At 54.6% G+C, this 23,597-nt stretch carries 24 protein-coding genes and 1 riboswitch; of the genes, 15 read left to right on the forward strand and 9 right to left on the reverse strand.

From position 1 onward, the window contains the following. Positions 1–11: 11 nt before the first annotated feature. Together folB and bacA are read left to right on the forward strand one after the other, a co-directional pair. Positions 12–377 carry a bifunctional dihydroneopterin aldolase/7,8-dihydroneopterin epimerase gene (gene folB / locus KI228_RS03455; RefSeq protein ID WP_042998186.1) on the forward strand — a complete coding sequence of 122 codons (366 nt, stop codon included), beginning with the start codon at positions 12–14 and terminating at the stop codon, positions 375–377. A gap of 150 nt (positions 378–527) precedes the next feature. Continuing rightward, the gene (gene bacA / locus KI228_RS03460; RefSeq protein WP_042998185.1) at positions 528–1,349 is read left to right on the forward strand and encodes an undecaprenyl-diphosphate phosphatase; all 822 of its coding nucleotides are present in this window, start codon (positions 528–530) and stop codon (positions 1,347–1,349) included. A 47-nt stretch (positions 1,350–1,396) separates the two neighbouring features. Here the strand turns inward: bacA and KI228_RS03465 are convergent, their stop codons facing one another. Together KI228_RS03465 and KI228_RS03470 are read right to left on the reverse strand one after the other, a co-directional pair. Beyond that, positions 1,397–2,638 (reverse strand): multifunctional CCA addition/repair protein, encoded by a 1,242-nt coding sequence (locus KI228_RS03465; protein ID WP_044265588.1) that lies wholly within the window; start codon positions 2,636–2,638, stop codon positions 1,397–1,399. A 65-nt stretch (positions 2,639–2,703) separates the two neighbouring features. After that, positions 2,704–3,324, reverse strand: coding sequence for a TIGR04211 family SH3 domain-containing protein (locus KI228_RS03470; protein ID WP_042998183.1), 621 nt, complete (start codon positions 3,322–3,324; stop codon positions 2,704–2,706). A gap of 241 nt (positions 3,325–3,565) precedes the next feature. Here KI228_RS03470 and KI228_RS03475 point away from each other — a divergent pair, with 241 nt between their 5' ends. The 4 genes from KI228_RS03475 (at position 3,566) to glgS (ending at position 9,655) form a co-directional block, all read left to right on the forward strand. After that, on the forward strand, positions 3,566–4,867 hold the full coding sequence (locus tag KI228_RS03475) for a CYTH domain-containing protein (RefSeq protein ID WP_054177132.1): 1,302 nt from the start codon (positions 3,566–3,568) through the stop codon (positions 4,865–4,867). A gap of 107 nt (positions 4,868–4,974) precedes the next feature. Further along, positions 4,975–7,803, forward strand: coding sequence for a bifunctional [glutamate--ammonia ligase]-adenylyl-L-tyrosine phosphorylase/[glutamate--ammonia-ligase] adenylyltransferase (gene glnE, locus KI228_RS03480; RefSeq protein WP_061070591.1), 2,829 nt, complete (start codon positions 4,975–4,977; stop codon positions 7,801–7,803). A 47-nt stretch (positions 7,804–7,850) separates the two neighbouring features. Continuing rightward, positions 7,851–9,284, forward strand: coding sequence for a bifunctional D-glycero-beta-D-manno-heptose-7-phosphate kinase/D-glycero-beta-D-manno-heptose 1-phosphate adenylyltransferase HldE (gene hldE / locus KI228_RS03485; RefSeq protein ID WP_042998180.1), 1,434 nt, complete (start codon positions 7,851–7,853; stop codon positions 9,282–9,284). A 164-nt stretch (positions 9,285–9,448) separates the two neighbouring features. Continuing rightward, a complete protein-coding gene (gene glgS / locus KI228_RS03490) occupies positions 9,449–9,655 on the forward strand; it encodes a cell surface composition regulator GlgS (protein WP_080343280.1) in 207 nt (68 codons plus the stop codon). A 33-nt stretch (positions 9,656–9,688) separates the two neighbouring features. Here the strand turns inward: glgS and ubiK are convergent, their stop codons facing one another. Then, entirely contained in the window at positions 9,689–9,985 is a 297-nt protein-coding gene (ubiK, locus tag KI228_RS03495) for a ubiquinone biosynthesis accessory factor UbiK (RefSeq protein ID WP_042324283.1), read from the reverse strand. A gap of 132 nt (positions 9,986–10,117) precedes the next feature. Then, positions 10,118–10,267: riboswitch (FMN riboswitch) on the forward strand. Between the two features lie 105 nt (positions 10,268–10,372). Here ubiK and ribB point away from each other — a divergent pair. Next, positions 10,373–11,026 (forward strand): 3,4-dihydroxy-2-butanone-4-phosphate synthase, encoded by a 654-nt coding sequence (gene ribB / locus KI228_RS03500; protein WP_042998177.1) that lies wholly within the window; start codon positions 10,373–10,375, stop codon positions 11,024–11,026. A 212-nt stretch (positions 11,027–11,238) separates the two neighbouring features. Beyond that, the gene (locus KI228_RS03505) at positions 11,239–11,415 is read left to right on the forward strand and encodes a hypothetical protein (protein ID WP_042998176.1); all 177 of its coding nucleotides are present in this window, start codon (positions 11,239–11,241) and stop codon (positions 11,413–11,415) included. A gap of 19 nt (positions 11,416–11,434) precedes the next feature. Here the strand turns inward: KI228_RS03505 and zupT are convergent, their stop codons facing one another. Beyond that, the gene (gene zupT / locus KI228_RS03510) at positions 11,435–12,208 is read right to left on the reverse strand and encodes a zinc transporter ZupT (RefSeq protein WP_042998175.1); all 774 of its coding nucleotides are present in this window, start codon (positions 12,206–12,208) and stop codon (positions 11,435–11,437) included. A 132-nt stretch (positions 12,209–12,340) separates the two neighbouring features. Here zupT and ygiD point away from each other — a divergent pair, with 132 nt between their 5' ends. After that, on the forward strand, positions 12,341–13,129 hold the full coding sequence (ygiD, locus tag KI228_RS03515; protein WP_042998174.1) for a 4,5-DOPA-extradiol-dioxygenase: 789 nt from the start codon (positions 12,341–12,343) through the stop codon (positions 13,127–13,129). 41 nt (positions 13,130–13,170) lie between these two features. Here ygiD and KI228_RS03520 read toward each other — a convergent pair whose 3' ends face one another. The 3 genes from KI228_RS03520 to tolC all read right to left on the reverse strand — a co-directional run bounded on the left by KI228_RS03520 (position 13,171) and on the right by tolC (position 16,636). Continuing rightward, the gene (locus KI228_RS03520; RefSeq protein WP_042998173.1) at positions 13,171–14,331 is read right to left on the reverse strand and encodes a glutathionylspermidine synthase family protein; all 1,161 of its coding nucleotides are present in this window, start codon (positions 14,329–14,331) and stop codon (positions 13,171–13,173) included. A gap of 5 nt (positions 14,332–14,336) precedes the next feature. Then, positions 14,337–15,002 carry a DUF1190 family protein gene (locus tag KI228_RS03525; protein ID WP_042998172.1) on the reverse strand — a complete coding sequence of 222 codons (666 nt, stop codon included), beginning with the start codon at positions 15,000–15,002 and terminating at the stop codon, positions 14,337–14,339. A gap of 149 nt (positions 15,003–15,151) precedes the next feature. Continuing rightward, positions 15,152–16,636, reverse strand: coding sequence for an outer membrane channel protein TolC (tolC, locus tag KI228_RS03530; RefSeq protein WP_042998171.1), 1,485 nt, complete (start codon positions 16,634–16,636; stop codon positions 15,152–15,154). A 204-nt stretch (positions 16,637–16,840) separates the two neighbouring features. Between tolC and nudF the strand changes: the two genes are divergently transcribed. The 6 genes from nudF to KI228_RS03560 all read left to right on the forward strand — a co-directional run bounded on the left by nudF (position 16,841) and on the right by KI228_RS03560 (position 22,606). Then, positions 16,841–17,473 (forward strand): ADP-ribose diphosphatase, encoded by a 633-nt coding sequence (nudF, locus tag KI228_RS03535; protein WP_042998170.1) that lies wholly within the window; start codon positions 16,841–16,843, stop codon positions 17,471–17,473. Continuing rightward, positions 17,470–17,892 carry a DUF1249 family protein gene (locus KI228_RS03540; protein WP_042998169.1) on the forward strand — a complete coding sequence of 141 codons (423 nt, stop codon included), beginning with the start codon at positions 17,470–17,472 and terminating at the stop codon, positions 17,890–17,892. Before nudF ends, KI228_RS03540 begins: the two co-directional genes overlap by 4 nt. Positions 17,893–17,916: 24 nt before the next feature. Beyond that, positions 17,917–18,744 (forward strand): 3',5'-cyclic-AMP phosphodiesterase, encoded by an 828-nt coding sequence (cpdA, locus tag KI228_RS03545; protein WP_212807541.1) that lies wholly within the window; start codon positions 17,917–17,919, stop codon positions 18,742–18,744. Continuing rightward, on the forward strand, positions 18,744–19,325 hold the full coding sequence (gene yqiA, locus KI228_RS03550; protein ID WP_042998167.1) for an esterase YqiA: 582 nt from the start codon (positions 18,744–18,746) through the stop codon (positions 19,323–19,325). The genes cpdA and yqiA overlap by 1 nt, the downstream gene beginning before the upstream one ends. Positions 19,326–19,352: 27 nt before the next feature. Continuing rightward, the gene (parE, locus tag KI228_RS03555) at positions 19,353–21,245 is read left to right on the forward strand and encodes a DNA topoisomerase IV subunit B (protein WP_042998166.1); all 1,893 of its coding nucleotides are present in this window, start codon (positions 19,353–19,355) and stop codon (positions 21,243–21,245) included. A gap of 176 nt (positions 21,246–21,421) precedes the next feature. Further along, complete coding sequence (locus KI228_RS03560; RefSeq protein WP_061070589.1) at positions 21,422–22,606, forward strand: aminotransferase-like domain-containing protein; 1,185 nt, start codon at positions 21,422–21,424, stop codon at positions 22,604–22,606. A gap of 54 nt (positions 22,607–22,660) precedes the next feature. Here the strand turns inward: KI228_RS03560 and KI228_RS03565 are convergent, their stop codons facing one another. Next, the gene (locus KI228_RS03565) at positions 22,661–22,975 is read right to left on the reverse strand and encodes a putative quinol monooxygenase (RefSeq protein ID WP_042998164.1); all 315 of its coding nucleotides are present in this window, start codon (positions 22,973–22,975) and stop codon (positions 22,661–22,663) included. 30 nt (positions 22,976–23,005) lie between these two features. Further along, positions 23,006–23,587, reverse strand: coding sequence for an NAD(P)H-dependent oxidoreductase (locus tag KI228_RS03570; RefSeq protein ID WP_042998163.1), 582 nt, complete (start codon positions 23,585–23,587; stop codon positions 23,006–23,008). Positions 23,588–23,597 lie beyond the last annotated feature (10 nt).

Consider the following 23,597-nt stretch of genomic DNA (forward strand, 5'->3'; position numbering starts at 1 on the left):
GGCAGGTCGTGATGGATATTGTATTTATAGAGCAACTTTCGGTAATCACCACTATTGGTGTTTACGACTGGGAACAGACGATTGAACAGAAGCTGGTGTTCGATATCGAAATGGCATGGGATAACCGAAAATCAGCAAAAAGTGACGATGTCGCCGATTGCCTGAGCTATGCGGATATCGCCGAGACGATTGTTAATCATGTAGAAGGCGGGCGTTTCGCGCTGGTGGAGCGCGTTGCCGAAGAGGTGGCCGAACTGCTGCTGACGCGCTTTAATTCGCCGTGGGTGCGCATCAAACTCAGTAAGCCCGGCGCGGTGGCGCGCGCGGCCAATGTGGGCGTAATCATTGAGCGTAGCAATAATCTGAAAGAAAAATAATTATCTTCATATTTGTTAAACCAAACGGATATAAAAGAGTCCTATACCCGTCATACTTCAGGTTGCATGTGCGTTGGCTGCACGCAAATTATTGAGGGTATGAAGCTGGATCATTTTGCGCTGTAAATTTTTCTACTTAGGGGTTTATTGATGAGCGATATGCACTCGCTGCTGATTGCGGCAATTTTGGGTGTGGTCGAAGGATTGACGGAGTTTTTGCCAGTTTCCAGCACCGGACACATGATCATTGTGGGCCACCTGTTGGGATTTGAGGGTGATACGGCAAAGACGTTTGAAGTGGTGATCCAGTTGGGGTCCATTCTCGCGGTAGTGGTGATGTTCTGGCGGCGTCTGTTTGGCCTGATCGGTATTCACTTTGGTCGTCCGTTGCAGCGTGAAGGGGAAAGTAAAGGCCGTTTAACGCTGATCCACATTCTGTTGGGGATGATCCCGGCGGTGGTGTTGGGACTGGTCTTCCACGATACGATCAAATCGCTGTTTAACCCGGTTAATGTGATGTATGCGCTGGTGGTGGGCGGTTTACTGTTGATCGCTGCAGAGTGTCTGAAACCGAAAGAACCGCGCGCACCGGGTCTGGACGACATGACTTACCGTCAGGCATTCATGATTGGCTGCTTCCAGTGCCTGGCGTTGTGGCCGGGTTTCTCCCGTTCCGGGGCGACCATTTCCGGCGGGATGCTGATGGGTGTGAGCCGTTATGCCGCGTCTGAATTTTCGTTCCTGCTGGCCGTACCGATGATGATGGGGGCCACCGCATTGGATCTCTACAAAAGCTGGTCGTTTCTGACGGCGGCTGATATCCCCATGTTTGCCGTCGGTTTTGTCACCGCCTTCGTAGTTGCATTGGTTGCCATCAAAACCTTCCTGCAATTGATTAAGCGGATCTCCTTCATACCGTTCGCGATCTATCGTTTTATCGTCGCCGCGGCGGTCTACGTGGTGTTTTTCTGACCGACCTCTCATGCCGGATGAGCGCAGCGCCATCCGGCATTCACACCTTAATTGACCGCCTTCGGGAAGCGAGTCTCTTTCCAGCGGGCAAGCGCCGCAATCCGGCGTCGGGTCAACTCCTCGCGAATCTCAATACCTTTAAATCCGGCCTCGACAACGTCTTTGGTGGGCACCGATTGCGCCACTTTCCACGCTTCCCGCAGCAAACGCCCCTGCGGATAATCCGCGGCTTCAAATCCCGTCCGTCCGCGCACGTCAGCTTCGCTGGTGAGCGCAATTTGCTCCACGCGTTGCGGTTTGCGCCAGGCATCGATTGAATCAAACAGTTTCACGATGGTTTTAGGTTGCAGTATCGGGAAGGTATGGATGAGATCGTGGAACTCCGCCACCAGTTTGGCTAAATCACGGATTTCATTCGGGACGCGCAGGCGCTGGCATAACTGTTCGACCAGTCTGACGCCCGCCGGGCCGTGCCCGTGGTGACGCGGCCAGAGCTCCGGCGGAGTCAGGCCTTTGCCGAGGTCATGACACAGCGTGGCAAAACGCACGTCAACTTCCGGACTGAGCAGCGCCGCCATCGACAACGTCATCAGGGTATGAATCCCGGTATCGATTTCCGGATGCCACTTCGCTGGCGCAGGGACGCCAAACAGCGCATCAACCTCCGGGAACAACACGCGTAGCGCGCCACAGTCGCGTAAGACCTGGAAATAGACCTGCGGGTTACGCGTGGTTAACGCGTTCTCGGTCTCTTTCCACACGCGCTCTGCCGTCAGGTGTTCCAGTTCACCGGCGTGCGTCATTTCGCGCATCAGGGCCATGGTTTCGTCAGCAATGCGGAAGCTCAGATGCGCATAGCGGGCGGCAAAACGCGCCACCCGCAGGACGCGAAGCGGATCTTCATTAAAGGCTGGTGAAACATGGCGCAGCAGGCGTTGCTCCAGATCGCGCCGACCGTGATAGGGATCGACGATCTCACCGTCACCATCTTGCGCCAGGGCATTAATGGTCAGGTCACGGCGCTGGAGATCGTCTTCCAGCGTGACGTCCGGCGCGGCATAACAGGTGAATCCGGTATAGCCCGAGCCAGACTTACGCTCGGTACGCGCCAGGGCATACTCTTCGTGGGTTTGCGGATGGAGAAAAACAGGAAAATCGCGACCTACCTGCTGGTAGCCCGCGTCGAGCATTTGTTGCGGCGTGGCGCCAACCACCACCCAATCTTTATCTTTAACCGGTAGCCCTAACAGCGTATCCCGAACCGCACCACCGACCAGATAAATCTTCACGCCACACCACCTCTCCAGGGAAATACAATCCCTTAATCATATGACAGTGTGGCGGAGAAGGCGATTTAGTTCATCCAGCGGTCTTTGCGTTTTCGGCTTGGGATCATGTGCGGCAGGATCAAACCGAGCAGCAGGCCAAGCCCCAGCACGCCGCCGCCATACATAAACCACTGCATGATGATGGTGCGTTGCTTATCATCAAGCTGCAAATTCGCGGCGCTGACCTTCTTCTGCGCCACAATCAGCTCGTTCTTCAGCTTCTGATTCTCTTCTTTCAGCCCATTGATCACGCTGTCGCTCTGCGACACTTTCTGCTGCATGTCAGCCGTGCGTTGATTCCAGGTGGTGTCAATATTGTTGAGCTTATCGGTCAGCGTTTTGACCTGATTTTCCAGATCCGGCACGCGGGTGCGCAGGCTGGGCGTGCTGTTCAGCTCTTTCATCGGGATCCAGGCCGTCCGCCCGGTGCTGTCTTTAACCTGCGCGTAGTTCGTGTTGGCGTCAGTTTGTAACAGTGTGACTTCTTCGCCCGCGTTGACCGTGCCAACGAGGCGATAATTATCCCCCGGACCACTGCGGACCCAGGTGTTCAGTTCATCAGAGACATAGCGCTTTTCTTCGGCGTGAGACACGGCAGTAGCGCTAAGTGCGAGTAACATAAATCCAATCAGGCGTAATTTTGGCATCAGGCTGTCGTTATTGTCATAGAAAGTGGAACGATAGTAGTGGTATCAGTGTCTCTACGCAAAGCATTCAACATCAATCGGAATCATCTGTGTCCGGTTTACCGCTACTTCAAAACTTTTACGCCCGTCAAATTGCTCGTTGCATGGCAATTTGGCGCAAAATACTATCTACTGACAAAAAAGATCACCGTAAGTTCGTCGTGATTCTCTCTTATGTGACATAACCGGTAAGTACAAGGCCATGGCTCAGGAAATTGAATTAAAATTTATCGTTAATCACGACGCCGTGAACGCGCTGCGTGACCATCTGAATACGCTCGGAGGCGAGCATCATGCACCCAGCCCGTTGTTGAATATTTACTACGAGACCGAGGATAAGTGGTTGCGTGGTCACGATATGGGGCTGCGTATTCGTGGGGAGAAAGGTCGCTATGAGATGACCCTAAAAATTGCCGGACGAGTGACCGGCGGTTTACACCAGCGACCGGAATACAATGTTCCCCTGAATGAGCCCACGCTGGATTTAACGCAATTTCCGCCGGAGGTGTGGCCCAACGGTGAGCTGCCTGCCGATCTCCTCTCCCGCGTGCAGCCGCTGTTCAGCACCGATTTTGAACGTGAAAAATGGCTGTTGACCGTGGATGGCAGCCAGATTGAAATCGCCCTCGATTTAGGCGAAGTGAAAGCAGGTGAACTGGCGGAGCCGATTTGCGAGCTGGAGCTTGAACTGCTGAGCGGCGACACCCGGGCGGTTCTGAAGCTGGCGAATCAGCTGGTGAACCAGGCGGGTCTGCGCCAGGGCAGCCTGAGTAAAGCGGCGCGTGGGTATCATCTGGCGCAGGGGAATCCTCCACGCGAGATCAAACCGACTGCGGTGCTGAAAGCACCCGCGAAAGCCAGCGTGGAACACGGGCTGGAAGCCGCTCTGGAGCTGGCGCTGGCACAATGGCAGTACCACGAAGAACTCTGGGTTCGCGACAATAAGGCCGCGAAGGCGCATGTGCTGGCCGCGATGGGCCTGGTGCGTCACACCCTGATGCTGTTTGGCGGCATCGTTCCGCGTAAAGCGAGTGCTCACTTACGTGATCTGCTCACCCAGTCGGAAGCGACCATCGCTTCTGCGGTTTCTGCCGTGACGGCGGTGTATACCACCCAAACGGCGATGGCGAAACTGGCGCTGACTGAGTGGCTGGTGACCAAGGCCTGGCAGCCGTTTCTGGATGCAAAGGCGCAGGCCAAAATGGCGGATTCTTTCAAGCGCTTCGCCGATATCCATCTTTCGCGTACCGCCGCTGAGCTGAAAAGCGTTTTTGGACAACCGCTGGGTGACCAGTATCACGATCAGTTGCCGCGTTTACGCCGCGATATCGACACCGTTTTACTGCTGGCGGGGTATTACGATACGCCGGTGGTTCAGGCCTGGCTGGAGAACTGGCAAGGGCTGTATCACGCTATTGCCAACGGCCAACACATTGAAATTGAACATTTCCGCAATGAGGCGAACAACCAGCAACCGTTCTGGTTGCACAGCGGGAAACGATAACCGGAGTGCCTGATGGCGCTGCGCTTATCAGGCCTACGGATCGACATGTTTTGTAGACCGGATAAGGCGTAATGCCCCCATCCGGCAACGTTACAAGGAACCTTTTAATGAAGCCGCTTTCGTCACCGTTACAGCAGTACTGGCAAACCATTGCAGAGCAGTTACCTGAATCCGTATCTGGCGTACAAGCGAAGTCAGTACTTACATTCAGTGATTTTGTGCGGGACAGCATCATTGCACATCCTCACTGGCTGACGGAACTGGAAAGCGCGCCGCCGCAGGCCGATGATTGGCAACAGTACGGCGAATGGTTACAGGCGGCGCTGGCAACGGTGAATGATGAAGCGGCGCTGATGCATGAGCTGCGTCTGTTTCGCCGCCGCGTGATGGTGCGCATTGCCTGGGCGCAGGCGCTGTCGCTGGTGGACGATACCGACATTCTGCAACAGTTAAGCCATCTGGCCGAAACGCTGATCGTCAGCGCACGCGACTGGCTGTACGACGCCTGCTGTCGGGAATGGGGAACGCCGTGCAGTCAGGACGGTATCCCACAGCCGCTGCTGATTTTGGGCATGGGCAAACTGGGCGGCGGTGAGCTGAATTTTTCTTCGGACATCGATCTGATCTTTGCCTGGCCTGAGCACGGCTCTACCCAGGGGGGACGCCGCGAACTCGATAACGCGCAGTTTTTTACACGCATGGGGCAGCGGCTGATCAAGGTTCTGGATCAGCCTACCCAGGATGGTTTTGTCTATCGGGTGGACATGCGGCTGCGTCCGTTTGGCGACAGCGGCCCGCTGGTGCTGAGTTTTGCGGCGCTGGAAGATTATTACCAGGAGCAAGGGCGCGACTGGGAGCGCTACGCGATGGTCAAGGCGCGGATCATGGGCGATACCGACGGTCGTTATGTCGATGAACTGCGCGCCATGCTGCGCCCATTCGTCTTCCGCCGTTATATCGACTTCAGTGTGATCCAGTCGTTGCGCAATATGAAGGGGATGATTGCGCGTGAAGTTCGTCGCCGGGGGCTGAAAGATAACATCAAGCTCGGCGCGGGCGGCATTCGCGAAATCGAATTTATTGTGCAGGTATTTCAGTTGATTCGCGGCGGGCGTGAGCCGTCGCTGCAATCGCGTTCACTGCTGCCGACGTTAAGCGCGATCGCCGCACTGCATTTGCTGCCGGAAAACGATGCCGAACAGTTGCGACTGGCCTACCTCTTCCTGCGTCGACTGGAAAACCTGCTGCAAAGCATTAACGATGAACAGACGCAGACGCTGCCGGGCGATGAACTTAACCGGGCGCGGCTGGCCTGGGGAATGAATGCGGATAACTGGTCGCAGCTGATGGAAACGCTGGAAGGGCACATGGCGAACGTTCGGCGCGTGTTTAACGAGCTGATAGGCGATGACGAAACTGACACGCAGGAAGATGCGCTCTCGGAACAGTGGCGCGAACTGTGGCAGGATGCCTTGCAGGAAGATGACACGCCGCCGGTGCTGTCGCATCTTACGGATGACGATCGCCTGCGCGTGCTGGCGTTGATTGCCGATTTCCGTAAAGAACTGGATAAACGCACGATAGGCCCGCGCGGTCGCCAGGTGCTCGACCACCTGATGCCGCACCTGCTGAGTGATGTCTGCACGCGCCAGGACGCGTCTCTCCCGCTGTCGCGCATTACGCCGCTGCTGGTGGGAATTGTCACCCGCACCACCTATCTGGAGCTGCTGAGTGAATTCCCCGGCGCACTGAAGCATCTGATTTCGCTCTGCGCAGCGTCGCCGATGGTCGCCAGTCAATTGGCGCGCTATCCGCTGCTGCTCGATGAACTGCTCGATCCGAATACGCTCTATCAGCCGACGGCGACTGACGCGTATCGTGATGAGTTACGCCAGTATTTACTGCGCGTCCCGGAAGATGATGAAGAACAACAGCTGGAAGCCCTGCGGCAGTTCAAGCAAACGCAACTGCTGCGTATTGCCGCCGCGGATATTGCCGGTACGCTGCCGGTGATGAAAGTCAGCGACCACCTGACCTGGCTGGCGGAGGCGATGATTGACGCCGTTGTGCAACAAGCGTGGCTGCAAATGGTGGCGCGCTACGGCCAGCCGACCCATCTTACCGAGCGGGAAGGGCGCGGTTTTGCGGTGGTGGGCTACGGCAAGCTGGGCGGTTGGGAATTGGGCTACAGCTCCGATCTCGATTTGATCTTCCTGCATGACTGCCCCGTTGACGTGATGACCGACGGCGAGCGGGAAATTGACGGGCGGCAGTTCTATCTGCGGCTGGCGCAGCGCATTATGCATCTGTTCAGCACCCGCACCTCCTCGGGCATCTTGTATGAAGTAGATGCCCGGTTGCGTCCGTCAGGGGCGGCGGGGATGCTGGTGACTTCCACAGAGTCCTTTGCGGATTATCAGAAAAATGAGGCCTGGACGTGGGAGCATCAGGCGCTGGTGCGCGCACGAGTGGTTTACGGCGACCCGCAACTGACCTCGCAGTTTGATTCGGTGCGTCGCGATATTATGACGCAGCCTCGCGATGGCAAAACGTTGCAGAACGAGGTGCGCGAAATGCGTGAAAAAATGCGCGCGCATCTGGGCAATAAACATCGCGATCGCTTTGATATTAAAGCTGATGAAGGCGGTATTACGGATATCGAATTTATCACGCAATATCTGGTGCTACGTTATGCCCATGACAAACCCAAACTGACCCGCTGGTCGGATAATGTGCGCATTCTGGAACTGTTAGCGCAAAACGACATTATGGACGAGCAGGAGGCGATGGCGTTGACCCACGCCTACACCACGCTGCGCGATGAGTTACATCACCTTGCCTTACAGGAGCTGCCAGGCCATGTGGCGCAAACGTGTTTTGAGGCGGAACGTACGCTGGTGCGGGCAAGCTGGCAGAAGTGTCTGGTTGAAGAATGAAGTGTGCTATTATCGCGCGCAAATTTTGAATCTCTCAGGAGACAGGAATGAAAGTAACGCTGCCAGAGTTTGAACGTGCAGGAGTCTTGGTTGTCGGTGATGTGATGCTGGATCGCTACTGGTACGGGCCCACCAGCCGTATTTCACCTGAAGCGCCGGTACCGGTGGTGAAAGTCGATACCATCGAAGAACGTCCGGGCGGTGCGGCGAACGTGGCGATGAACATTGCCTCTCTGGGAGCAAATTCGCGCCTGGTCGGACTGACCGGTATTGACGATGCCGCGCGCGCGCTCAGCAAAACGCTGGCGGACGTGAACGTGAAATGCGACTTTGTTTCTGTCCCGACCCATCCTACTATCACCAAACTGCGCGTGCTTTCACGCAACCAGCAACTGATTCGTCTCGACTTCGAAGAAGGTTTTGAAGGTGTGGATCCGCAGCCGCTGCATGAGCGTATCAACCAGGCGCTGAGCTCGATTGGGGCGCTGGTGCTGTCTGACTATGCGAAAGGCGCGCTGGCCAGCGTTCAGCAGATGATCGCGCTGGCGCGTAAAGCCGGAGTGCCGGTGCTGATCGATCCGAAAGGAACTGATTTTGCCCGCTATCGCGGCGCGACGCTACTGACGCCAAACCTCTCTGAGTTCGAAGCGGTGGCAGGAAAATGCAAAAGCGAAGAAGAAATTGTTGAACGTGGCATGAAGCTGATTGCCGATTTCGAGCTTTCCGCGCTACTGGTCACCCGCTCTGAGCAAGGGATGACGCTGCTGCAGCCGGGCAAGGCCCCGCTGCATATGCCGACGCAGGCGCAGGAAGTGTATGACGTGACCGGTGCGGGTGACACGGTTATTGGTGTGCTGGCGGCGACGCTGGCTGCCGGTAATTCGCTGGAAGAAGCCTGCTTCTTTGCCAATGCGGCGGCGGGTGTGGTGGTCGGTAAGCTGGGGACCTCCACTGTGTCGCCTATTGAACTGGAAAACGCGGTACGCGGCCGTGCGGAAACCGGCTTTGGCGTGATGACAGAAGACGAGCTGAAGCAGGCCGTTGCCAGTGCCCGTAAGCGTGGTGAGAAAGTCGTCATGACCAACGGGGTGTTTGACATTCTGCACGCCGGTCACGTCTCCTATCTCGCAAACGCACGTAAGCTGGGCGATCGCTTAATTGTCGCGGTCAACAGCGATGCATCGACGAAACGGCTGAAAGGGGAAACGCGCCCGGTGAATCCGCTCGAACAGCGGATGATCGTGCTGGCCGCGCTGGAAGCCGTTGACTGGGTGGTCTCCTTTGAAGAAGATACGCCGCAGCGCCTGATTGCAGGCGTATTACCGGATCTGTTGGTGAAAGGTGGTGACTATAAGCCAGAAGAGATTGCCGGTAGTGAAGAGGTGTGGGCCAACGGCGGCGAAGTGCTGGTGCTCAACTTTGAAGACGGTTGCTCCACCACCAATATCATCAAAAAAATTCAGAAAGACAGCGATAAATAACCACTGGCGGTGATGTCTGGAAATCGGGCATCACCCGTGTTCCCAAAGTGTGACATCAGGCAACTGATTTGCGCACAATATGTACAAACCTGCTACGCCTCCCGGTAAATACTGGTATCAGAAAAAAGCATATGACCTTAACAGAGATTCACCGACTGGAGGATATGCTAATGAACAACAGTGTTTATTCGATGAACAATTTCGATTTCCTGGCGCGGAGTTTTGCCAGAATGCAGGCTGAAGGTCGCCCTGTTGATATCCAGGCGGTTACCGGCAATATGGATGAAGAGCACCGCAGCTGGTTTTGCAAACGCTACGCGCACTACTGCCAGCAGGCAATGAACGCCAGAAAGTTAGAAGTGGAACATTGATATGTCAACGGGCCTTGCGGCCCGTTGCTGTTTTTACGCTTGCGGTTCTACTGGTGGGATGGCGGGCGCAGGTTTGACTTCTTCAGTGGCCTGACGCGCTTCCAGCTCGCTCAAACGTTGCTCCAGCAGCGCCAGCTTTTCACGGGTGCGTAGCAGTACCTGGGTCTGAACATCAAACTCTTCGCGGCTCACCAGATCGAGACGCGTCAGCTGAGATTGCAGCGTTTGACGGATTTTCTTCTCGACATCTTCCCCGAACTCCCGGATCCCTTTCGGCATCGACTCGTGAACCTGGCGAGCGATCTGCTCAATTTTTTTCGGGTCAATCATAGTGGTTTCCCTGAACTGGTAAGTGTTAACGCTCATTGTAGTGCGATCTGCGTAAGGCATAAACCAGAATTGTGTGATGTTAATGCGGGTAAAGGCGTTGATGAAGGTAATCAATAGGGTTATAGTTAATCCGCTTATTCTCAGGGCGGGGCGAAATTCCCCACCGGCGGTAAATCAACTCAGGTTGAAAGCCCGCGAGCGCTTTGGGTGCAAACCTAAAGGTCAGCAGATCCGGTGTAATTCCGGGGCCGACGGTTAGAGTCCGGATGGGAGAGAGTAACGATCCAGTCGGGCATGGACCCGCTCACGTTATTTTTTTGCCGCTTGTCGGTACTCCTAAGACTGCCCTGATTCTGGTAACCATAATTTTAGTGAGGTTTTTTTACCATGAATCAGACGCTACTTTCCTCTTTTGGTACGCCTTTTGAACGTGTCGAACACGCTCTGTCTGCGCTGCGCGAAGGCCGCGGTGTGATGGTGCTGGATGACGAAGATCGTGAAAACGAAGGCGATATGATTTTCCCGGCAGAAACCATGACCGTTGAGCAGATGGCACTGACCATCCGTCACGGTAGCGGTATTGTCTGCCTGTGCATCACCGAAGATCGTCGTAAACAACTCGATCTGCCGATGATGGTGGAAAATAACACCAGCGCTTATGGCACCGGTTTTACCGTGACTATTGAAGCGGCGGTAGGTGTTACAACCGGCGTTTCCGCAGCCGATCGCGTGACGACCGTTCGTGCGGCGATCGCCGATGGCGCAAAACCTTCCGATCTGAACCGTCCGGGACACGTTTTCCCATTGCGCGCTCAGCCGGGCGGCGTATTGACCCGCGGTGGCCACACCGAAGCGACCATCGATCTGGTGACGCTGGCGGGCTTCAAACCGGCGGGTGTCCTGTGTGAACTGACCAATGATGATGGCAGCATGGCGCGTGCGCCGGAGTGCATCGACTTTGCAGGCAAACACAATATGGCTGTTGTGACGATCGAAGACCTGGTGGCTTACCGACAGGCGCACGAACGTAAAGCCAGCTAACTCTGCCTTGCCGGATAGTGGTGCAAGCACCTTATCCGGCAAATTTCGCTTTTTCAAACATCCTGTCGGTTAATAAACATCCAATCTTTTTCTCTATGATCGAAATCATCTTTTCGATTTCATACTATGCCAGTATATAATCCTACCTACTTATAGGTATGTTAAATTTTAACGCTAAATATCTGTTAATGTTAAATTTTAAGGGTAAAAGGATGTTTATTGCCTGGTACTGGATTGTATTAATTGTTCTGGTGGTCGTGGGATATGTTTGCCACATGAAACGCTACTGTAAGGCGTTTCGGCAGGATCGTGATGCGCTAATGGAAATCCGCAATAAATTACTTCGTCGTGATGATGAAGAACGCGTCATGACTAAAGAGCAGGAATAACCGCTTCCTGCCCTCTCTGTTACCCGATCCCCATCGTCTGAAGTATGACCAGACTCAGCCCCATCACCGACATTCCGCACAGAACGCCATAGCTGGGGTTGTTGTTGGGATCGATCTCTTTTGCCAGCGGCATCAGTTCATCCACCGACAGCGCAACCATAATGCCGGCGACTGCGGCCATAATCGCCGCCATAACGACAGGTGACACCAGGCTACCAAGAATTAGCCACGCCAGCACACCGCCCAATATTTCTGCCATCCCGGAAATGCCCGCCCAGAAAATCGCGGTTCGTTTAGAACCGGTGGCCGCATAGACCGGCCCGGCGACTGCCAGACCTTCCGGAATATTATGCAGGGCAACCGCCAGCGCGACGCCGAATCCTAACTCCAGGTTACTGCTGGCGGTGACGTAGGTGGCAATTCCTTCCGGGAAGTTGTGCAGACTGATCCCCAGCGTCAGCAGGATGGCGGTACGTTTAATCGAGCCAGGAATCGGCTGCGTTCTTTTTTGCATCAGATCCTGCGGGTGGGCATGTGGAAGCAGACGATCCAAACCAAAATAACCCAGCAGGCCGATGATAAACATGCCGTAGCCCAGAACTGGCGGCATTCCCTTTGTACCCAGCGCGGCGGGCAGCATCTCCATCAAAGAGATCAGCAGCATGATCCCGGCGGCAAATCCGAGCGAAAACGCCAGCAGGCGATTAGAGGGCTTTTGCCCCAGTACGCCAAGAAACGCGCCAATGAACGTGGCGGCCCCCGCCAGTAAGGTCAGAATTAAAGGTACTGACATCAATGACTCCTTATACATCTCGCTGACCTTCAAAATAACTGATGATCATCATCATGGTTATCAGAGTTCTTCATTCATCGAAAGAGGGTATTGTAAGACCATCAAAATGACTCCCTGAGTAAGGATATCATCATGTCTTCAATTCGTATGCCAGCATTGTTTTTGGGACACGGCAGTCCGATGAACGTTCTGGAAGATAACCTGTATACCCGCGCCTGGCAGCAGCTTGGGGAGACACTGCCGCGTCCGAAAGCGATTGTGGTGGTGTCTGCCCACTGGTACACCCGAGGTACCGGCGTCACCGCGATGGAAGCGCCTAAGACCATTCATGATTTCGGCGGTTTCCCGCAGGCGTTGTACGACACGCATTACCCGGCGCCCGGCTCACCTGAACTGGCGCAGCACCTGGTTGATTTGCTTGCACCGGTGCCGGTTGCGCTCGACAAAGAAGCCTGGGGCTTTGACCACGGTTCCTGGGGTGTGCTGATAAAGATGTACCCGAATGCCGATATCCCCATGGTGCAGTTGAGCATTGATAGCACCAAACCGGCGGCCTGGCATTTTGAAATCGGGCGTAAACTGGCGGCGCTGCGTGATGAAGGCATCATGCTGGTGGCCAGCGGCAACGTAGTGCATAACCTGCGCACGGCGCGCTGGCACGGCGATAATAACCCGTATCCGTGGGCGACATCGTTCAATGATTTTGTCAAAGCGAACCTGAGCTGGCAGGGACCGGTTGAGCAGCATCCGTTGGTCAATTATCTCGATCATGAAGGCGGCTCACTGTCGAACCCGACACCGGATCACTATCTGCCGCTGCTGTATGTGCTGGGCGCATGGGATGGTAAAGAACCGATGACGATCCCGGTTGATGGTATCGAGATGGGCAGCCTGAGTATGCTGTCGGTACAGGTGGGATGATTAATGCCGGGTAAGGCGGAGTCGCCACCCGGCGTTCTCAATTACTCGACAAAAATATGCGGGTAGAAGCGGGACAGATCCTGAGTGATCAGCGCTCTGTCTTCGCGAATACCGATCCCGGCAGGCTGATCGTTGATCAACCAGCTACCGATCAGCATATAACTGTCGCCAAATTTCGGCAGTTGATGAAACTGCTGTACGATCATGCCTTCTTCACCGTACGGTCCTTCCACTGCTTCGATTGTTTTACCGTTCTCGATAATGGAGACGTTTGCGCCTTCACGCGAGAAGATCGGTTTCACGACGAACTTTTCCATCTGCGGATAATCGTCTTCGGCGAAATAAGCGGGAAGCAGGTTCGGATGGTTCGGGAACATTTCCCACAGCAGCGGCAACAGCGCCTTGTTGGAGATAATGCTTTTCCAGGCCGGCTCCAGCCAGCGCACGCCAGCGTCTTCCAGCTTAGTGGAAAACATCTCGCGCAGCATAAACTCCCACGGATAGAGTTTGAACAGGTTGGCTATCACCTGATCCTGTAAATCCGTGAACTGACCTTTTTCACCCAGCCCAATATCTTCGATATAGAGGAATTCAGTGGCGATCTCCGCTTCCGCTGCACAATCCTGCAGATACTGAATGGTGCCGCGATCTTCAACCGTATCACGACAGCAGGTCAGATGCAGAAGCTGGAAGCCGTACTGCTCACGCAGCTCGGCGAAGCGCTCGATGAGCTTTTCCTGCAGGCTGTTAAACTGGTCGCTGCCTTCCGGCAGATTGCCCGCATTGATCTGATCTTCAAGCCAGATCCACTGGAAAAACGCCGCTTCGTACAGCGAGGTCGGAGTATCGGCGTTGTTCTCCAGCAGCTTCGGTTCGCCAGAGCCATCCCACGCCAGATCAAGACGCGAGTAGAGCGACGGCTGGTTTGTCTGCCAGGACTGACGAACAAAGCCCCAGGTGTGCTTAGGAATACGGAATTTGGTCATTAGTTCGTCGCTGGCGATCACTTTCTCGACCACCTTGAGACACATCTGGTGCAGCTCAGCGGTCACATCTTCCAGCTTTTCAACCTGGGCAAGCGTGAGTTTGTAATAGGCATCTTCACACCAGTACGGTTCGCCGTACATGGTGTGAAAATTAAAACCGTATTCCGTGGCTTTATCGCGCCAGTCCGGGCGTTCGGTAATACTGACTCTTTCCATGCGTATCAGCCACCCATTGAACGCGTGGAGGTGCCGCTTGCGCTACGCTGCATGGCGCTCTGTTTGGCTACAGATTCACCGAAGCCGCCGCGCGTTACGGTAGAGGTGGTTGCCGGTTTCGGCGCCATGGCGGTTTTAGGAACCGTCATCGTACGACCAGGCTGTGCGGCGCCGTAGTTTTTACCACCCGCATCGGTGTATTTACCGTAAGCCGGGCTGGCCGGGTTTTTCGAGCTGAACAGCGGTTGCTGCGCAAAGCCCGCGCCGCCGCCCATCATGCGGCCCATCATATAGCCCGCCATCAGAGGCATCCAGAAACTGCCGCTGGACTGCTGTGCCTGCGCTTCTGGCGCCATGCCTGCCTGAGCAGGGGCTTGCTGACACTGGCCTTCACCGAACTCAGCGATACAATCTTCGCGAGTGGCATATTTTGGCGCGGTACGTTCCGCTTCTTTCAGCGCATTGTTGTATGTGGTGGTACATTCTGCACTTTTACCCGGATTGGCTGCCGAGCAGTCATCCGCATTCTGATACAGCGATACGGTTTCATCGCTTTTCTCACAGCCCGCCAGCATAAACACAGCGGTAACGGCTAACGCCACAGGCGTCAGATGGCGTGCGCTCCAGCTTTTGCGGAACGAGGCGTGATGGATGGATTTTGTCCGTTTCATTTTCGTCTTTCCTGGACCCAGTGGTTATTACTGCTCAGGATAGAGGATGAGTGGTTGAAAATGAAGCGAGAAGAGGCGGGAATGCGGAACAATGGCGGGATCTTTACGTTGCCTTACGTTCAGACGGGGCCGCAGCCCCGTCATCGCGTTTAATTACGGAACGGATTTTTACCGTTGCTGCTGGAAGAACGTACCGACGCCGGTTGCGTGGCGGGCGCTGTCGCGTTGGCGGCATAGCCGTCAGCGTTCGCGTCCATCTGCGGGGTTTCCGGCGCGACGTGTTCCGGCGAGGTGGAGATCGGTTTGCCCAACGTGTTGTTCAGCGCCACCAGATCCTGCTCGTTCAACGTACCCAGCGCTGACTTGATATTCAGCTGGTTGATCAGGTAGTTATAACGCGCATTCGCCAGTTGCTGCTTGGCGTTGTACAGCGTGGTGGTCGCATCCAATACATCAACGATAGTACGTGTACCCACGGAGTAGCCTGCTTCCATCGCGTCTAATGAGCTCTGGGCGGAAACCACCGCTTGTTTGTACGCGTTAATGCTGCTGATTGACGCATTGATATTGTTGAAGGAAGAACGTACGGTCTGCACTACGCTACGGTGGGCACTTTCCAGTTGCTCACTGGCGCCAACAAAGTTGTATTGCGCCTGTTTCACCTGCGAGTTCACCATCCCGCCCTGATAAATCGGCAGCGAGAAGCTCAGGCCGACTTTGTTCTGGCCCATGTTGCTGTCGTCATACTGGGAGCCTACCGCGCTGCCGCGGGTTTTCGAACCACTGTAGGAGGTATCAGATACGCCGGTAGAGGCAGTTAAGTCCAGCGTTGGCAGGTGACCATCCTGCGCCTGGCGAATCTGCTCACGTGCCAGATCCTGGCTCAGACGCGCCTGCAACAACGTCAGGTTGCGGTTTTCGGCTTCTTTCAGCAGGGCGTTCACCGCCTGCGGCTTGTCGGTTTTGAAGCTGTCAACGTTCAGCGATGCCAGCTCCGGGTAGTAGTTGCCGGTAACCTGACGCAGTTCTTCAACCGCATTGTCGAGATCGTTACGGGCGGTCACTTCGTTGGCCAGCACGGTATCGTATTGCGAACGGGCGTTTTGCACGTCAGTGATGGCCACCAGACCCACGTTGAAACGCTGGGTGGTTTGATCCAACTGACGATAAATCGCCTCTTTCTGCGCCTGGGTGTAAGAGAGAACGTCAATGGCGTTCAGCACTTTAAAATAGGCGCTCGCGGTGTTGAGGATCAGCGTCTGCTGGTCCGTCTGGAAAGTCACGTCCTGAATACCCGCCGATTTTTCCTGCAGGGTCAGCGCACGCCATTTCGACATATCGAAAAGGGTCTGCGTTAATTGCAAGGACGCGCTGGTGGCATTTGAGTTCACGCCGTTAGCATCGCGGTAGCCGTTGCTGTAGGTGTAATCGGCACCTAAGCCCAGTTGAGGCAGTAAAGGACTACGTGCTTCGTTGATTTTTTCGAATGCAGCATCGCGATCGGCGGCGGATTTACGCAATTCCGGGTTGCTCAGGCGTGCTTGCTGATAAACTTGCATCAGGTTCTCTGCCTGGCTCAGTGTGCTGAACCCCGACAGGCTCAGGCCGATAAGGATGGGGAGCAATTTCTTCATTTGCATTCCTTGTTGTGAAGCAGTATTTAGCGCTGATCAAATTTTAAAAATAATTGCTGATTCTAGCAGAATCCGCCACCGCAAAAAGTTGGCGTTCTGTGCCATCAGGCGTTAATTTGCACCAATTTACCACAAGGTCGATGAAACGGCAGTCAAACGCCCTTGAAATTCACATTTAAATCACTATTGGTACAGGACGGCACAATGCGCAAATCAGGCAACTCGCCAGTAACTTTCGCCAAAAACGATGTAGAAATTATTGCACGAGAAACGCTATATCGCGGTTTTTTTTCGCTGGATCTTTATCGCTTTCGCCACCGTTTGTTCAACGGTGAAATGAGCCAGGAAGTGCGTAGAGAAATTTTTGAGCGCGGCCATGCGGCAGTCTTGCTACCCTTTGACCCTGAGCGGGATGAAGTGGTGTTAGTTGAGCAGGTGCGCATCGCGGCCTATGACACCAGTGAAACGCCGTGGCTACTGGAAATGGTGGCCGGGATGATCGAAGAGGGTGAAAGCGTTGAGGATGTGGCCCGCCGTGAAGCGATGGAAGAGGCCGGCATTGAGGTAAAACGGACGAAACCGGTGCTCAGTTTTCTGGCAAGCCCTGGCGGCACCAGTGAGCGCTCGTCAATTATGGTGGGTGAAGTGGACGCCACGACCGCAAACGGGATTCACGGTCTGGCTGATGAAAACGAAGACATTCGGGTTCATGTGGTAAGCCGGGAGCAGGCTTACCGTTGGGTAGAAGAGGGGAAAATTGATAACGCGGCTTCGGTCATCGCCCTGCAATGGCTGCAACTGCACTATAAAGAGCTAATAAACGAGTGGAAAAAATGAAGCGCTATACACCTGACTTCCCTGAAATGATGCGTCTTTGCGAAACGAACTTTTCGCAACTGCGACGTCTGCTGCCGCGTAATGATGCGCCTGGCGAAACGGTGAGTTACCAGGTGGGCAACGCACAATATCGGATTACGATCGTTGAATCGACCCGATACACCACGCTGGTGACCATCGAGCAGACGGCGCCGACCATCACCTACTGGAGCCTGCCGTCACTGACTGTACGGCTCTACCATGACGCAATGGTCGCCGAAGTGTGTTCAAGTCAGCAGATCTTTCGCTTCAAAGCACGGTATGATTATCCAAATAAAAAGTTGCATCAACGCGACGAAAAGCATCAAATTAATCAGTTTCTGGCCGATTGGCTGCGATACTGCTTAGCACATGGAGCGATGGCGATTCCGGTTTACTAGCGTCGTGAAACCTAAGGACACCATTTGGAAAGCCTGTTAAACCTTTCTCTGGCTGGTGAGGCCAGGGTCAGGATCTTACAAATTACTGATACTCACCTGTTTGCCGAAAAGCACGAAACGCTATTGGGCGTAAACACCTGGGAAAGCTACCAGGCCGTGTTGGATGCCATTCATGCCGAGGGGCAGGAATACGATCTGATCGTGGCGACAGGTGATTTAGCTCAGGATCAAACCTCTGCGGCTTATCAGCATTTTGCTGAAGGCATCGCAAGCTTTCGTGCGCCTTGCGTTTGGTTGCCCGGTAATCATGACTTCCAGCCTGCGATGTATAGCGCATTACAAGAGGCGGGGATCTCCCCTGCAAAATGCGTCATGGTTGGCGAGCAGTGGCAAATTCTGCTGCTGGACAGTCAGGTCTTCGGCGTACCTCACGGTGAACTGAGCGAATTTCAGCTCGAGTGGCTGGAGCGTAAACTTGCTGCGGCCCCTGAGCGTCACACTCTGTTGCTTCTGCATCATCACCCCATGCCTGCGGGATGCAGTTGGCTGGATCAACACAGCCTGCGTAACGCGGCGGAACTGGACAACGTGCTGGTGAATTATCCGCGCGTGAAATATCTGCTTTGCGGGCCTATTCATCAGGAACTGGATCTCGACTGGAATGGCCGCCGTCTGCTGGCGACGCCCTCCACCTGCGTTCAGTTCAAACCCCATTGTGCGAACTTTACCCTTGATAGCATCGGCCCTGGCTGGCGTACGCTGGAGCTGTTTGCCGACGGTACGTTGAAAACAGACGTCTGTCGTTTGCAAGGGACTGAGTTCCGACCTGATACCGCTTCTGAAGGCTACTGATGTCTACGCTTCTTTACCTGCACGGCTTCAATAGCTCGCCCCGTTCGGCGAAGGCCTGCCTGCTGAAAAACTGGCTGCACGAACACTATCCTCATGTCGAGATGGTTGTGCCGCAGCTGCCGCCGTATCCGGCCGATGCCGCAGAGATGCTGGAGTCTATCGTACTGGAGCATGGCGGCGAGGCGCTGGGCGTGGTGGGATCATCATTAGGCGGTTATTACGCCACCTGGCTGTCACAGTGCTTTATGCTGCCCGCGGTTGTCGTCAACCCGGCTGTCCGGCCATTTGAACTGTTGACTGACTACCTCGGTCAGAACGAGAACCCCTACACGGGGCAGCAATATGTGCTAGAGTCACGCCATATTTACGATCTTAAAGTCATGCAGATCGACCCGCTGGAAGCGTCGGATTTAATCTGGCTGCTGCAACAGACGGGAGATGAAGTGCTGGACTACCGCCAGGCAGTGGCGTATTACGCCTCATGCCGCCAGACTGTTATTGAAGGTGGAAACCATGCATTCACGGGCTTCGAAGATTATTTCAACCCGATTGTCGATTTCCTTGGACTGCACAGTTGCTGACAATCATTTCGAATTGCTATTAAAACCATGACGCAAACTTATAACGCTGATGCCATTGAGGTACTCACTGGGCTTGAGCCGGTACGCCGTCGCCCAGGGATGTATACCGATACGACCCGCCCTAACCATCTTGGGCAGGAAGTGATTGATAACAGTGTCGATGAAGCACTGGCGGGCCACGCGAAACGCGTGGATGTGATTTTACATGCCGATCAATCTCTGGAAGTTATCGACGACGGTCGCGGCATGCCCGTGGACATTCACCCGGAAGAGGGCGTTCCGGCGGTTGAACTGATCCTCTGTCGGCTGCACGCGGGCGGCAAGTTCTCGAACAAGAACTATCAGTTCTCCGGCGGCCTGCACGGCGTAGGGATCTCCGTGGTCAACGCCCTGTCGAAGCGCGTGGAAGTGAACGTGCGTCGTGATGGTCAGGTGTATAACATTGCGTTTGAGAACGGCGACAAGGTTCAGGATTTGCAGGTTGTTGGCACCTGCGGCAAGCGTAATACCGGCACCAGCGTCCATTTCTGGCCTGACGAAACCTTTTTCGACAGCCCGCGTTTTTCTGTCTCGCGCTTAACGCACGTGCTGAAAGCCAAAGCTGTGCTGTGCCCTGGCGTTGAAATCACCTTTAAAGATGAAGTTAATAACAGCGAACAGCGCTGGTGCTATCAGGATGGCCTGAACGATTATCTGCGCGAAGCGGTAAACGGCCTGCCGACGCTGCCGGAAAAACCGTTCATCGGCAATTTTTCCGGTGACACGGAAACGGTCGACTGGGCGCTGCTGTGGTTGCCGGAAGGCGGCGAACTCCTGACCGAAAGCTACGTGAACCTGATCCCGACCATGCAGGGCGGGACGCACGTCAATGGTCTGCGTCAGGGGCTGCTCGACGCGATGCGTGAGTTCTGCGAATACCGCAACATTCTGCCGCGCGGCGTGAAGCTCTCAGCGGAAGATATCTGGGATCGCTGCGCCTACGTGCTGTCGGTGAAAATGCAGGATCCACAGTTTGCCGGACAGACCAAAGAACGTTTGTCGTCGCGTCAGTGTGCAGCGTTCGTCTCTGGTGTGGTGAAAGATGCCTTCAGCCTGTGGCTGAACCAGAACGTCCAGTCAGCCGAGCAGTTAGCGGAGATGGTGATCTCCAGCGCTCAGCGCCGACTGCGCGCGGCGAAAAAAGTGGTGCGTAAAAAGCTGACCAGCGGTCCGGCGCTGCCGGGAAAACTGGCGGACTGTACCGCGCAGGATCTGAATCGTACCGAACTGTTCCTGGTGGAAGGGGACTCGGCGGGCGGCTCCGCCAAGCAGGCGCGCGATCGTGAATATCAGGCGATCATGCCGCTGAAGGGTAAGATCCTGAACACCTGGGAAGTCTCTTCTGATGAAGTACTGGCCTCACAGGAAGTGCACGATATTTCTGTCGCGATCGGCATCGATCCGGACAGCGACGATCTGAGCCAGTTACGTTACGGTAAGATCTGTATCCTGGCGGATGCGGACTCCGATGGTCTGCACATCGCCACGCTACTGTGCGCGCTGTTTGTGAAGCATTTCCGCACGCTGGTGAAACATGGACACGTCTACGTCGCGCTACCGCCGTTGTACCGAATTGACCTCGGCAAAGAGGTTTATTACGCGCTGACGGAAGAAGAGAAAGCGGGCGTACTGGAACAGTTGAAGCGCAAGAAAGGCAAGCCAAACGTACAGCGCTTTAAAGGACTGGGTGAAATGAACCCGATGCAGTTGCGTGAAACCACGCTGGATCCCAACACGCGTCGTCTGGTCCAGCTCGTCATTGATGATGAGGACGATCAGCGCACTAACGCCATGATGGATATGCTGCTGGCGAAGAAACGCTCTGAAGATCGCCGTAACTGGTTGCAGGAAAAAGGCGACCTCGCAGATATCGACGGGTAATTATACGTTTCATTGTTAATAAAAAGGGTAAGCCATCATGGCTTACCCTTTTGCTTTCAGGATATCTGATTGATCTTGCCAGAGAGGTCTATTAGGCTCAATCGAGGCGAGAACGCGGATTGACGTTATGGCACTGACCGGGGATGGACGCCAAAAATACATAATAAGGAAACAGGATGAACAACACACATCTGTCTAAGAGCGTCGACGCCCTTAAACCCTCCGCTATCAGGGAATTACTCAAACATAGCAAAATGCCTGGCGTGATATCGCTGGGCGGCGGCATTCCCAGCCCGGAACTGTTTGATAATACAGGGCTGGAAATGGCCACGCGTAACATGATGGAAAACCAGTTTCTGGATGCGTTCCAGTATGGTCTGAGTGAAGGTTTTCCGCCTCTGCGGGAAGCGATCGCTCAGTTGTGTCAGAAGCGAGGCATTCAGACTGCGTCCGACGCCATTCTGGTGACCAATGGGTCCCAGCAGTCGCTGGATATTCTGGTGAGAACGCTGATCAATCCGGGCGACAAAGTGGTCGTCGAACGTCCGACCTATCTTGCCGCCTTGCAGGTGCTGCAACTGTCTCAGGCGGATATTCTGTCTGTCGGTACCGATAAAGACGGCATGATCGTAGACGATCTGGAAGTTTTGCTGCAGAACAACACGATCAAGTTTGTGTACATCGTGCCGACGTTCGGTAACCCCGGTGGCGTGGTTCTTAGTGATTCCCGTCGTCAGAAGTTGGTTCAACTGGCGAAACAGCATGACTTTGCCATCATCGAAGACGATCCCTACGGTGAAATCAATTTCACAGACGAGACCTATAAAACGCTGTTCCAGCATGCCCGAGAGAGCGGATGCCCTGAGCAGGTGATTTATACCTCGACTTTTTCCAAGATTCTGGCTCCAGGCCTGCGTGTGGGTTGGGTGGTACTGCCGGAATGGATCAGACAAAAAGCGACCATCGTTAAACAGGCGACCGATCTGCATACCAGCGCGCATTCGCAGGCAATGGCCGCCAGCTATTTGACGTTAGGCCGTCTGGACGATCAAATTCAGCTCATTCGTCAGGCGTACCGTGAGAAGTGCTATTTGCTGGCGGACGCGATTCGCAGCGAACTGGGCGAGCATATCTCATTCCATATGCCGCAGGGTGGGATGTTCCTGTGGGGGACGTTCCGTGATGATTTTGATACCACGGCATGGCTTTCCCGCACACTGCAGGCAAAAGTGGTATTCGTGCCGGGAGAGTTCTTTTTCTGTGATAAGCCGGACAAACGGACGCTACGGATGTCTTTTGCGACGCCAACGGCGGATGAGCTTGAAGAAGCGGTACGGAGATTGAAAAAAGCGTTGCCCTGAGGTCGCTGTTGCCGGGTCTGACGCTGATGGCTGACCCGGCGCAACGCGGTATGTTTAAATACCGGATTCCAGAATACGAATATTCATCTCCAGCACATCGCCCTTAACGGCTTCGCTGTAGGCTTTCATATGCGGGGTTTGCAGGTGCGCTTCAAGATGCGCGATGCTTTCCCACTGCTCAATCATCACGATTGAATCAGGCGCCATGGTCTGAAAACTCACGTTTGCCGCATGATCTACCATCGGCGCGTAGCCGTGGCAGCCTTCTTCTTTCAGTACGGTTGGAACAATTTTCGCAAACTGATCGAGGACGGCCTGACGGTGATGTTGTCCCGGACGGGTGCGGATTTCAGCAATAACTGTAAGCATGGTTAACTCCTTCTAATTCCAGGTTACCAGTTAACCAAAAATCGCCTGCAGATGCTCGCGATATTCTGCAACAGAACGTGGTACATCCGGCATTTTAATGACGTCATTGGTAATAAAGGTCGGCAGCGCTTCCATTCCAAGGAATTGATTCGCCTTATGGAACGGCAGATAAACGCCATCAACGCCCACGCCGTGGAAAAACTGATCTTTATCGGTGAAGGCTTCCATCGGTGCGTTCCAGGTCAGAGAAAGCATGTATTTTTTCCCCTGAATCAGACCGCCGGAGCCGTATTTCTTTGAAGCATCTGAGCGGGTACGACCATCGCTGGCATACAGTGTGCCGTGGCCTTCGGTGAACACGTCATCAATGTATTTTTTCACGGTCCACGGCGCACCCATCCACCAGCCTGGCATTTGCCAGATAACCACGTCCGCCCAGACGAAGTTCTGCACTTCTTCTTTCACGTCGTAATCGCTGTCAGCGCGGACCATTTTGACGCTATGCCCGAGGTCGCGCAGAGTGCCGTCAGCGACTTCCGTCAGGGTGTCGTTCAATTGGCCGTTGGAGTGTGCGAATTTTTTCGCGCCGTTGATAATCAGGATGTTGCTCATTATTAATCCT

Source organism: Citrobacter amalonaticus (assembly GCF_018323885.1).
In the GTDB taxonomy this organism is placed as follows: Bacteria; Pseudomonadota; Gammaproteobacteria; order Enterobacterales; family Enterobacteriaceae; genus Citrobacter_A; species Citrobacter_A amalonaticus.

Coding starts and splice junctions, on each gene's coding strand:
- folB (WP_042998186.1), top strand. CDS start 12: ATGGATATTGTATTTATAGAGCAACTTTCGGTAATCACCACTATTGGT.
- bacA (WP_042998185.1), top strand. CDS start 528: ATGAGCGATATGCACTCGCTGCTGATTGCGGCAATTTTGGGTGTGGTC.
- KI228_RS03470 (WP_042998183.1), bottom strand. CDS start 3,324: ATGCCAAAATTACGCCTGATTGGATTTATGTTACTCGCACTTAGCGCT.
- KI228_RS03475 (WP_054177132.1), top strand. CDS start 3,566: ATGGCTCAGGAAATTGAATTAAAATTTATCGTTAATCACGACGCCGTG.
- glnE (WP_061070591.1), top strand. CDS start 4,975: ATGAAGCCGCTTTCGTCACCGTTACAGCAGTACTGGCAAACCATTGCA.
- hldE (WP_042998180.1), top strand. CDS start 7,851: ATGAAAGTAACGCTGCCAGAGTTTGAACGTGCAGGAGTCTTGGTTGTC.
- glgS (WP_080343280.1), top strand. CDS start 9,449: ATGCTAATGAACAACAGTGTTTATTCGATGAACAATTTCGATTTCCTG.
- ubiK (WP_042324283.1), bottom strand. CDS start 9,985: ATGATTGACCCGAAAAAAATTGAGCAGATCGCTCGCCAGGTTCACGAG.
- ribB (WP_042998177.1), top strand. CDS start 10,373: ATGAATCAGACGCTACTTTCCTCTTTTGGTACGCCTTTTGAACGTGTC.
- KI228_RS03505 (WP_042998176.1), top strand. CDS start 11,239: ATGTTTATTGCCTGGTACTGGATTGTATTAATTGTTCTGGTGGTCGTG.
- zupT (WP_042998175.1), bottom strand. CDS start 12,208: ATGTCAGTACCTTTAATTCTGACCTTACTGGCGGGGGCCGCCACGTTC.
- ygiD (WP_042998174.1), top strand. CDS start 12,341: ATGTCTTCAATTCGTATGCCAGCATTGTTTTTGGGACACGGCAGTCCG.
- KI228_RS03520 (WP_042998173.1), bottom strand. CDS start 14,331: ATGGAAAGAGTCAGTATTACCGAACGCCCGGACTGGCGCGATAAAGCC.
- KI228_RS03525 (WP_042998172.1), bottom strand. CDS start 15,002: ATGAAACGGACAAAATCCATCCATCACGCCTCGTTCCGCAAAAGCTGG.
- tolC (WP_042998171.1), bottom strand. CDS start 16,636: ATGAAGAAATTGCTCCCCATCCTTATCGGCCTGAGCCTGTCGGGGTTC.
- nudF (WP_042998170.1), top strand. CDS start 16,841: ATGCGCAAATCAGGCAACTCGCCAGTAACTTTCGCCAAAAACGATGTA.
- KI228_RS03540 (WP_042998169.1), top strand. CDS start 17,470: ATGAAGCGCTATACACCTGACTTCCCTGAAATGATGCGTCTTTGCGAA.
- yqiA (WP_042998167.1), top strand. CDS start 18,744: ATGTCTACGCTTCTTTACCTGCACGGCTTCAATAGCTCGCCCCGTTCG.
- parE (WP_042998166.1), top strand. CDS start 19,353: ATGACGCAAACTTATAACGCTGATGCCATTGAGGTACTCACTGGGCTT.
- KI228_RS03560 (WP_061070589.1), top strand. CDS start 21,422: ATGAACAACACACATCTGTCTAAGAGCGTCGACGCCCTTAAACCCTCC.
- KI228_RS03565 (WP_042998164.1), bottom strand. CDS start 22,975: ATGCTTACAGTTATTGCTGAAATCCGCACCCGTCCGGGACAACATCAC.
- KI228_RS03570 (WP_042998163.1), bottom strand. CDS start 23,587: ATGAGCAACATCCTGATTATCAACGGCGCGAAAAAATTCGCACACTCC.